An 8,747-nucleotide genomic window follows, 5' to 3' on the forward strand; every position below is an offset into this window, starting at 1 on the left:
AACCTTCTTTACTTTTTTATGATAAAATATTTCTTATGAAGATAAATACAGCATTGGGCCTCCTAGCAGGCAAGTCCTCCCACTTTGTTCTCAGCAAAATGGGACGCGGCTCGACTCTGCCAGGGAAAGTTGCCCTCACATTTGATAAAAATATTTTGCAAAACTTGGCCAAAAACTACGAAGTTGTGGTTATTACTGGAACCAACGGAAAAACTCTGACTACAGCTTTGACAGTAGGCATTCTCAAGGAAGCTTTTGGCGAAGTGGTAACCAATCCCAGCGGCGCCAATATGATTACGGGGATTACGACAACCTTCCTGACAGCTAAAAAAGGCAAATCTGGCAAAAATATCGCTGTTCTGGAAATCGATGAAGCCAGCCTGTCTCGGATTTGTGATTATATCAAGCCTAGCCTCTTCGTCTTTACCAATATTTTCCGTGACCAAATGGACCGCTATGGGGAGATCTACACGACCTACCAGATGATTTTAGATGCTGCAGCTAAAGTACCTGAAGCAACTGTGCTGATGAATGGTGACAGCCCTCTCTTTAACTCGGTCAGCCTGAAAAATCCTGTCCGCTATTATGGATTTGACACGGAGAAAAGCCAACCTAAGCTAGCACACTACAATACCGAGGGTATCCTCTGTCCTAAGTGCGAGCATATCCTCAAGTACGAGCTCAATACTTATGCCAATCTCGGAGCTTACATCTGTGAGGACTGCGGCTTCAAGCGTCCTAAGCTAGACTACACCCTGACCGCTCTCAAAGCACTTGAGCATAATCGCTCTGCCTTTACCATTGATGGTCAAGACTATCAGATTAATATCGGTGGTCTCTACAATATCTACAATGCCTTGGCAGCTGTGTCAGTTGCTCAGTTCTTCGGAGTTGAGCCGGCTACCATCAAGGCTGGCTTTGACAAGAGCCGGGCTGTCTTTGGCCGTCAGGAAACTTTCAAAATCGGCGATAAGGAATGTACCTTGGTCTTGATCAAAAATCCGGTCGGAGCCACCCAAGCCTTGGAAATGATTGAGCTGGCACCTTTTGATTTTAGCCTATCTGTCCTGCTCAATGCCAACTATGCGGACGGTATTGATACTAGCTGGATCTGGGATGCTGATTTTGAGAAAATTCTAGAAATGAATATTCCTCAGGTCATTGCAGGTGGTGTGCGCCACTCAGAGATTGCTCGTCGACTGCGCGTGACAGGCTATCCAGCAGATCAGATTACCGAAGTCAAAGATTTGGAAGCAGTCTTTAAGTTGATTGAAGAGCAAGAAACCAAACACGCCTATATCCTAGCTACTTATACCGCCATGCTGGAATTCCGCGAGTTGCTAGCAGAGCGACAAGTAATCAGAAAGGAGATGAACTAATGGTTTATAGATCCCTCGTTTCTCCTGAAAACCAGGATTATCACTATGACTTAAAAATTGCTCATCTCTACGGCGACCTTATGAACACCTATGGCGACAATGGCAATGTCCTCATGCTCAAGTATGTAGCTGAAAAGCTAGGCGCTAGGGTTGAGGTTGATATCGTCTCCCTAGAGGATGACTTTGATAAAGATAGCTATGACATCGTCTTCTTTGGCGGAGGTCAAGACTATGAGCAAACGATCGTGGCTCGTGACTTGCCAGCTAAAAAGGATGCTTTGGAAAATTTCATCAATGACAACGGCGTTGTACTCGCTATCTGTGGCGGTTTCCAACTTTTAGGCCAATACTATATCGAAGCGTCTGGACGTCGAATCGAAGGTCTGGGTATCATGGGACATTATACCCTCAATCAAGTCAAGAATCGCTATATTGGTGACATCAAGATTCATAACGAAGAATTTAACGAGACCTACTATGGTTTTGAAAACCACCAAGGACGAACCTTCCTCTCTGACGATGAGAAACCTCTGGGCAAGGTCGTCTATGGAAATGGCAACAACCAAGAGGACGGCAACGAAGGCGTTCATTATAAGAATGTCTTCGGCTCCTACTTCCATGGCCCTATCTTGTCCCGCAACGCAAACTTAGCTTATCGTCTCGTGACCACTGCTCTGAAAAACAAGTATGGCTCTAACATTGAATTAGCAGCTTATGAAGATATCCTAGCCCAAGAAACTCAAGAAGAATATGGCGATATCAAGAGCAAGGCTGAATTTGAATAATTAGGAGATCGTTATGAAAGAAAAATTACACTATATCCTGCTATTGATTACCATCCTATTGGTTGCCAGCATTTCCTTAGCAAATATGCAGAGCGTCAATGTTAGCTTTATCCTTTTCAGCTTTAAACTTCCCTTAATCATTTTGATTTTGGTCTCTGTCCTCCTAGGCTCTGTCACGACCTTTCTCATCAGCATGTCTAAAAACTTCTCGCTGAAAAAAGAGCTTAAGAAAACCAAAGAAAGTCTTAAAACATCTCAAAAAGAAAACTAGGTTGGAATTTCCAGCCTAGTTTTTTGCTACTTCGTTTCAATAAAACCAAATTTGTTTAAGGGAGAGACGCGAAATTCTACACTGCCCTTAATTTGATCTTTTTTGATCAGACCAAACTCACGGCTATCTTTCGTGTTTTCTCGTCGATCATTTAAGATTAAAAAAGAATTTTTAGGGATGGTATCAGAAGTCGCTCCTTTTAAGTCAACAATAGAAAAATCGTGGGTATAATAGCCCGTGCTGGCAGCCGAAGCCAGATATTTCTCTCGCATCTTTTCGATATATTGCTCTGATTGCACCTGATCGTTCAGATACAGCAAGTTATCCATATAGGTCACCTTGTCATTTTCCATAGCAATGACACGGCCGACATACTCTTTTCCATCAACCTCATAGAGAGCAAATTCCCCACGAGCAAGCTTGGCTGTCTTATCCGCCAAGACCAAATCATTTTCCGCTAAGAAAGAATTGGCATCTTGCTTGGTGATACGATAAGGTGTATAGACAAACAAGCGTAATCCCACCAGAATGGCAATAAATACCGTCACAATAATAATATTTCTCAGTAAATCTCTCTTTAACATCTCTCTCCCCTGTCCTTTTATTCTATTATATCATTTTTCATGGGATTAGACAAAACACTGAGATGAGAGAGGATTACGTTTAACAAAATTGTAAAAAATGAAAAGGCAAAGCCTATTGAGGAGCTCCCTCAATCGAATTTGCCTTTTTTATTTTAATCTTCTTTAGCCACGCGTGATTTGTTAGCAATATCAGCAAGGATAGCTTGAACAAATTCATCAACTGAAACAGTTTGTGTTTCTTTTTGTCCATAGCGACGAACGTTGACTGTTCCGTCTTCCATTTCCTTGTCTCCAACGATCAATTGGTAAGGAATCTTGCTGGTTTGTGAAGCACGAATCTTGAACTGCATTTTTTCGTTGCGTTCATCGACATCTGCACGGACACCACGGTCACGGAGTTTCTTAGCCACTTCCCATGCATAGTCCACGTGTTTTTCGTTAGATACTGGGATGAGGGTCACTTGATGTGGTGCAAGCCATGTTGGGAAGGCACCCTTGTAGTTCTCAATCAAGATAGCTGTGAAGCGCTCCATGGTTGAAATAACCCCACGGTGGATCATGACTGGACGGTGTTCTTCCCCGTCAGCCCCAATGTATTTAAGGTCGAAGCGTTCTGGAAGCAAGAAGTCAAGCTGGATAGTCGAAAGGGTTTCTTCTTTTCCGAGAGCAGTCTTAACCTGGATATCCAATTTTGGTCCGTAGAAGGCTGCTTCACCTTCAGCTTCAAAATAGTCTACGCCCATTTCATCAAGCGCTGCACGAAGCATTGTTTGGGCATTTTCCCACATCTCATCGTTGTCAAAGTACTTGTGAGTATCTTGGGGGTCACGAAGAGAGAGACGGAAGCGGTATTCAGTCAAGTTGAAATCTTCATAAACATCGATAATCAACTGAAGGGCACGTTGGAATTCTTCTTGGATTTGTTCAGGAGTAACAAAGAGGTGACCGTCATTAAGAGACATTTCACGCACACGTTGAAGGCCAGTGAGGGCACCAGATTTTTCGTAACGGTGCATCATCCCAATTTCAGCGATACGGATTGGTAATTCGCGGTATGAGTGAACATGGTGTTTGTAGACTTGGATGTGGTGTGGGCAGTTCATTGGACGAAGGACAAATTCTTCCCCGTCCCCCATGTCCATGGTTGGGAACATGTCTTCTTGGTAATGATCCCAGTGACCAGAAGTCTTGTAAAGCTCTACAGAAGCAAGTGGTGGAGTGTAAACGTGTTGATAGCCAGAAGCCAACTCTTTGTCGACAATGTAGCGTTCCAATTCACGACGAATAGTCGCACCATTTGGCAACCAGAATGGAAGTCCTTGACCCACTTCTTGTGAAATCATGAAGAGGTCAAGCTCTTTACCAAGTTTACGGTGGTCACGTTCTTTGGCTTCTTCACGCATTTGAAGGTAGGTCTTCAAGTCTTTCTTGTCAAACCAAGCTGTACCGTAGATCCGTTGCATCATAGCGTTATCGCTATTTCCACGCCAGTAAGCACCAGCTACATGGAGCAGGTGGAAGATTTGGATGCGACCAGTTGAAGGAACGTGAGGTCCACGGCAAAGGTCTACGTATTCACCCTGACGATAGATAGTCAAACCGCCTTCGTCCTCAGAGTGTTCTTCAATCAATTCCAACTTGTAAGGGTCGTTCTTGAAGATTTCACGTGCTTCGTCCTTGGTAACTTCCTCGCGAATAGATGGGAAGTTTTCTTTAACGATTTTCTTCATTTCTTCTTCGATACGAGGAAGGTCTTCGTTAGAGATTTGACCAGCTTCATTGTCAGTATCGTAGTAGAAACCATCTTCGATAGCTGGACCGACACCCAAATGAATGTCTGGGAAGAGGCGACGAGCTGCTTGAGCAAACAAGTGAGCCGCTGAGTGACGCAAGATTGGAAGAGCATCTTCGTGATCAGGTGTCACGATTTCGATGCTTCCATCTTCAGTGATAGCACGAGTCGTGTCGATGAGTTTGCCGTTGAATTTACCAGCAAGAGCTTTTTTAGCTAGGGAATTACTGATAGATTGGGCAATGTCAAAAGTTGTAACGCCAGCTTCGAATTCACGAACAGCGCCATCTGGGAAAGTAATCTTAATCATGGTTTTCTCCTTAAAATTTTATCATATTTTTATAACTGAGTTTTGAAGAACTGGGAAACCAGCTATCAACAAAGAATGATAACAATCAATTTCATTTTAGCTTTTTCATTCTAAAAATAAAGAAAAGCGTAGAAATAAATAGATAGCCTACCAAAGAAAGAATGAGAGACAAATATTCCTCCTGAGTCATCTCACCTCTCATGTATATTCTTATCGGATAACTTTTGATTGCATTGACCAAATAGATACCAGCTGTCAAACTTAAAAGATATCCTGTTATAATGAGTTTCTTGTTGTTGAAAAACATTAAGATACCAAGAAAGGGGGCAAGAAATGGCAAGAGAGGAATGAGTAGAAAAAATGAAAAGACGACAATATTTTCCGTTCCCCATAGGCTAAGAGTTTTCATTAGCCAAACATAGACTAATAGGAAGGTACAAGCCATCATCCAAGATAAATATTTCTTCAAATCTATCACCTCATTCAGCTCTTGGCTAAATTCATTTTAACTTTGTCGTAACTATTCTCCATATAAAAAAACGACATCCTCGAAAGGACGTCGCAACGTGGTTCCACCTTCATTTATGCAAGTCAAAAAGACCTACACCTCTGATTGGCTCTAACGTAGCCACCGTTTTATGTTTTCATAAAAGCCAGTAGAGTAGTCCCAAATGCATCCTCTACGCGATTTCCAGCTCCACGCGCTCTCTAAAAGATTTCCTGCAGGTGATATGTCTCTAAAAATTATTATAGCACGATTGAAAAAATTTGCAAGAACTTTTATTGGTTTTCAGCTCTGCTATTTTTCCTAGTAAATCTATAAATCACATGCCCCAAGCCATTTCCAGCTAGTGAGAAAAGGAAATAGGCGGCATGATAAAGAGGAATCCACTCCCCAAAGGTGAAAATAGTCAAGAAAAATAAGAGGGCAACTAAGAAAGAAAAGCGCAAAGAAAATCCATAAAAAGCTGCATAGAGCAAGGATACCAACAAGGTTGCCAGAGGAGAGTAGATGAGAACATTTCCAACCACTAGCTCCTTACTTAAGATGGCATCCATAGGCACATACCGTAACAGTATATAAAAGACAAAATAGAAAAAGAAAAGGGGGAGCAAAAAGAAAATTTCTTTTTTATGGACTTTCATAAGAGCACCTCCGTTCATTAGGCCTTATGAGAAAGTTTATTCCCAATATTTCCGAATATTCTTTATCTGCTTCTTAGAGGCTTTTATCATCCTAGTTGAGCTGTTGACCGGCAATGACATGATTTTTCCTGGCAAATAGACAATGGTCTTGGCTAAGCGTTTAGCAACCGTTTCTTCTGGATTGAGATCATTATGAAAATCCTTACTAATAGTCAAATCCAAATAGAATTCATAGATTCGGCGACCAAAATTCTCAGCTGAAATCTCGTATAATTTATCGGCTAGCTTTTTCTCGTCCATATCTGGTGTTGCCAAAATGGCCTCCAAAATAGCTCCTGCTAAATCTCGACTTTCATAATAAAGCGTACCAAAGGTTTTATCGCTGATTACATTATCCAGATAGGGATTGCCATGGGCGATGATGGGCGTACCGCTGGCTAGACTTTCCAGATAAGTCAGCCCCTGCGTCTCGCTGGTTGAGGCTGAGATAAAGAAATCTGCCGCCTTATAGTAGAGGGCCGTATCACTCGGCGCAATCATCCCTGTAAAAATGACTGAATCCTCAATATGAAGCTGGGCTACCAAGGCTTTTAAGTCCTCAGCATAAGGCCCATCTCCGACAATGACCAACTTCACCTTGGCATTTTCTTCCAAAACCATTGGCAGTGCTTCAACAATCGCTTGGATATTTTTCTCATAGGAAATTCTTGATAAACTGAGCAGCATGACTTCATCTTCTGCTATTCCCAGCTTAAAACGTAGTTTCTTGATGTCTTCCCGTGAGAGTTCTGGGCGGTCAAATTTGGCCAAGTCGATTCCTGTTGGGATAACCCGTTTTTCCGCCTTGATTTTGTAGCCGACTAAAAGGTCGTAGACAATCTCAGAAGGACAAATGACACCATCCAAATCGCTCATGAAACCACGCACGATATACTTAACCATACTCGGACGAATTACCATGCCCTTGGCAAGATAGTGCACATAGTCCTCATACTGGGTATGGTAGGTGTGAACCACTGGAATCCGCAGTTCCTTGGCAATCCAGATGCCCAAAAGGCCCAGCGAAAACTCTGTCTGAGTATGGATGATATCCAGCTGGTACTGGCGGGCAATTTCTAAGGCATTGGAAAAACCACGATAAGCTACACGCCGATCCTTAAAAGCGAAGAAAGGCACGCTGGGAATACGGATAATCTGCCAATCTTCATAGCGGTTGACATCCTTATCCGTCGTAGTAAAAATAAAGACTGTGTGACCTAGTTTCTCTAGCTCAGTCTTGAGGGTGCGAATGCTCGTCGCCACCCCGGAAACCTGAGGAAAATAGGTATCTGTAAAAAGACCAATCCGCATATCACATCTCCAAAACTGTTTGGTAAGCCTTGACCAACTGCAGTGCTACATCATCGATAGAGCGACTCTCCGCAACACGATAGCCTGCTTCACGTTTATCAACTTTTCCGTCAAGAACCTTACGAAGCGATTCGACAAACTCATCTACATTATGACAAAGCTCCGCCGAATCTTCATCAATCCAGCCATTATAAACAGGAATATCACGCAGGACCACGTGTTGCCCGCTGGCTAGTGCTTCTAAGACCACAATCCCTTCAGTCTCTTCATAAGACGGGAAAAAGAAGGCATCGCTGCCTGACATGGCTCCTTGGAAGACTGCACCTTTGAAATAACCCGGAAATTCTACGTTTTCAGGATGATTATAGAGGACAAGATCTCGAATTTTGCGCGGAATAAGCCAGAGATTGATAGAACCGAGCCAGATAAAGCGGACATCTGGCATTCTGCGAGCCACTTCGACAAAGTCCTCAATTCCTTTTCTTCTGAAATAAAGGCCTGCACAGATTACGACTTTCTGTCCCTCTGCAATCTGAAAATGTTTTTTGAAGACTTCTTCCTTACGTTCATCTTTCTTGTATTTCGACAGGTCAATGCCGTTTGAGACAGCCATAATGGGCGTCGTCACGCCGTAGGATTCAATCAATTTTTTCGAATACTCAGACGGAGTAATGATAAAGTCCGCCATCTTATACATGTGCGCTAAATATTTGCCAAACAAGGGCGCAAAAAGATTAGAACCAATAAAAGAATTTTCAAAGTCTTCTTTGGTCGAATGTCCGTGCATGATCACTTTTTTGCCTCCCCGCTTAGCCGCGTGAAGAAGAAGCAAACTACGAGGTCCGTAAGTATTGATGTGCACGACATCATAATCTCCTAAAACATCTGTTGTATAAGGAATTCCTGCCAGATCCAGTGCATGCATTTGATGCTGCAAAGCACGGCCAATGCCTGATTTTTCTAAAACAGACTTTCCTTCTAGATATAGTAATACTTTCATATCTTCTATTATACCCAAAAGAAGTAAAAAAAGGAAACGCCAAGGGAAGATTGGCAGTTAAATAATGCAGTCAACCTTCCCACAAACATTTCCCGTAGTAATATCCTTTCTTGCTAGAACTCTAATTATT

The 8,747-nt window shown here is 42.6% G+C and carries 9 protein-coding genes and 1 pseudogene; 3 read left to right on the forward strand and 7 right to left on the reverse strand.

What is annotated here, in order from left to right; all coding sequences use genetic code 11:
* Positions 1-35 precede the first annotated feature (35 nt).
* Genes murT through PAN94_RS04775 form a run of 3 tightly spaced genes read left to right on the forward strand, consistent with a single transcriptional unit; the run spans position 36 to position 2,435 of the window.
* Positions 36-1,379 (forward strand): lipid II isoglutaminyl synthase subunit MurT, encoded by a 1,344-nt coding sequence (gene murT / locus PAN94_RS04765; protein ID WP_285874887.1) that lies wholly within the window; start codon positions 36-38, stop codon positions 1,377-1,379.
* Positions 1,379-2,164, forward strand: a complete 786-nt coding sequence (gene gatD, locus PAN94_RS04770) for a lipid II isoglutaminyl synthase subunit GatD (RefSeq protein WP_285874890.1) — start codon at positions 1,379-1,381, stop codon at positions 2,162-2,164. Before murT ends, gatD begins: the two co-directional genes overlap by 1 nt.
* 13 nt (positions 2,165-2,177) lie before the next feature.
* Entirely contained in the window at positions 2,178-2,435 is a 258-nt protein-coding gene (locus PAN94_RS04775) for a LapA family protein (protein ID WP_285874891.1), read from the forward strand.
* A 26-nt stretch (positions 2,436-2,461) separates the two neighbouring features.
* Here the strand turns inward: PAN94_RS04775 and lepB are convergent, their stop codons facing one another.
* From lepB to PAN94_RS04805, 7 genes and pseudogenes are all read right to left on the reverse strand, one after another.
* Positions 2,462-3,019 carry a signal peptidase I gene (gene lepB, locus PAN94_RS04780; RefSeq protein WP_285874893.1) on the reverse strand — a complete coding sequence of 186 codons (558 nt, stop codon included), beginning with the start codon at positions 3,017-3,019 and terminating at the stop codon, positions 2,462-2,464.
* Positions 3,020-3,171: 152 nt separating this feature from the next.
* Positions 3,172-5,121, reverse strand: coding sequence for a threonine--tRNA ligase (thrS, locus tag PAN94_RS04785; protein WP_285874894.1), 1,950 nt, complete (start codon positions 5,119-5,121; stop codon positions 3,172-3,174).
* 91 nt (positions 5,122-5,212) lie between these two features.
* Positions 5,213-5,569, reverse strand: a complete 357-nt coding sequence (locus tag PAN94_RS04790) for a hypothetical protein (RefSeq protein ID WP_045499790.1) — start codon at positions 5,567-5,569, stop codon at positions 5,213-5,215.
* 72 nt (positions 5,570-5,641) lie between these two features.
* Positions 5,642-5,765 (reverse strand): annotated as a pseudogene (locus tag PAN94_RS09835) (AAA family ATPase); the annotation flags it as partial.
* Between the two features lie 136 nt (positions 5,766-5,901).
* A complete protein-coding gene (locus tag PAN94_RS04795; protein ID WP_285874895.1) occupies positions 5,902-6,267 on the reverse strand; it encodes a hypothetical protein in 366 nt (121 codons plus the stop codon).
* 36 nt (positions 6,268-6,303) lie between these two features.
* Entirely contained in the window at positions 6,304-7,617 is a 1,314-nt protein-coding gene (locus PAN94_RS04800) for a glycosyltransferase family 4 protein (protein ID WP_285874896.1), read from the reverse strand.
* A gap of 1 nt (position 7,618) precedes the next feature.
* On the reverse strand, positions 7,619-8,617 hold the full coding sequence (locus PAN94_RS04805) for an LTA glycolipid anchor biosynthesis glycosyltransferase, IagA/BgsA family (protein WP_285874897.1): 999 nt from the start codon (positions 8,615-8,617) through the stop codon (positions 7,619-7,621).
* Between the last annotated feature and the right edge of the window lie 130 nt (positions 8,618-8,747).

The organism is Streptococcus sp. SC1 (genome assembly GCF_030272855.1).
In the GTDB taxonomy this organism is placed as follows: Bacteria; Bacillota; Bacilli; order Lactobacillales; family Streptococcaceae; genus Streptococcus.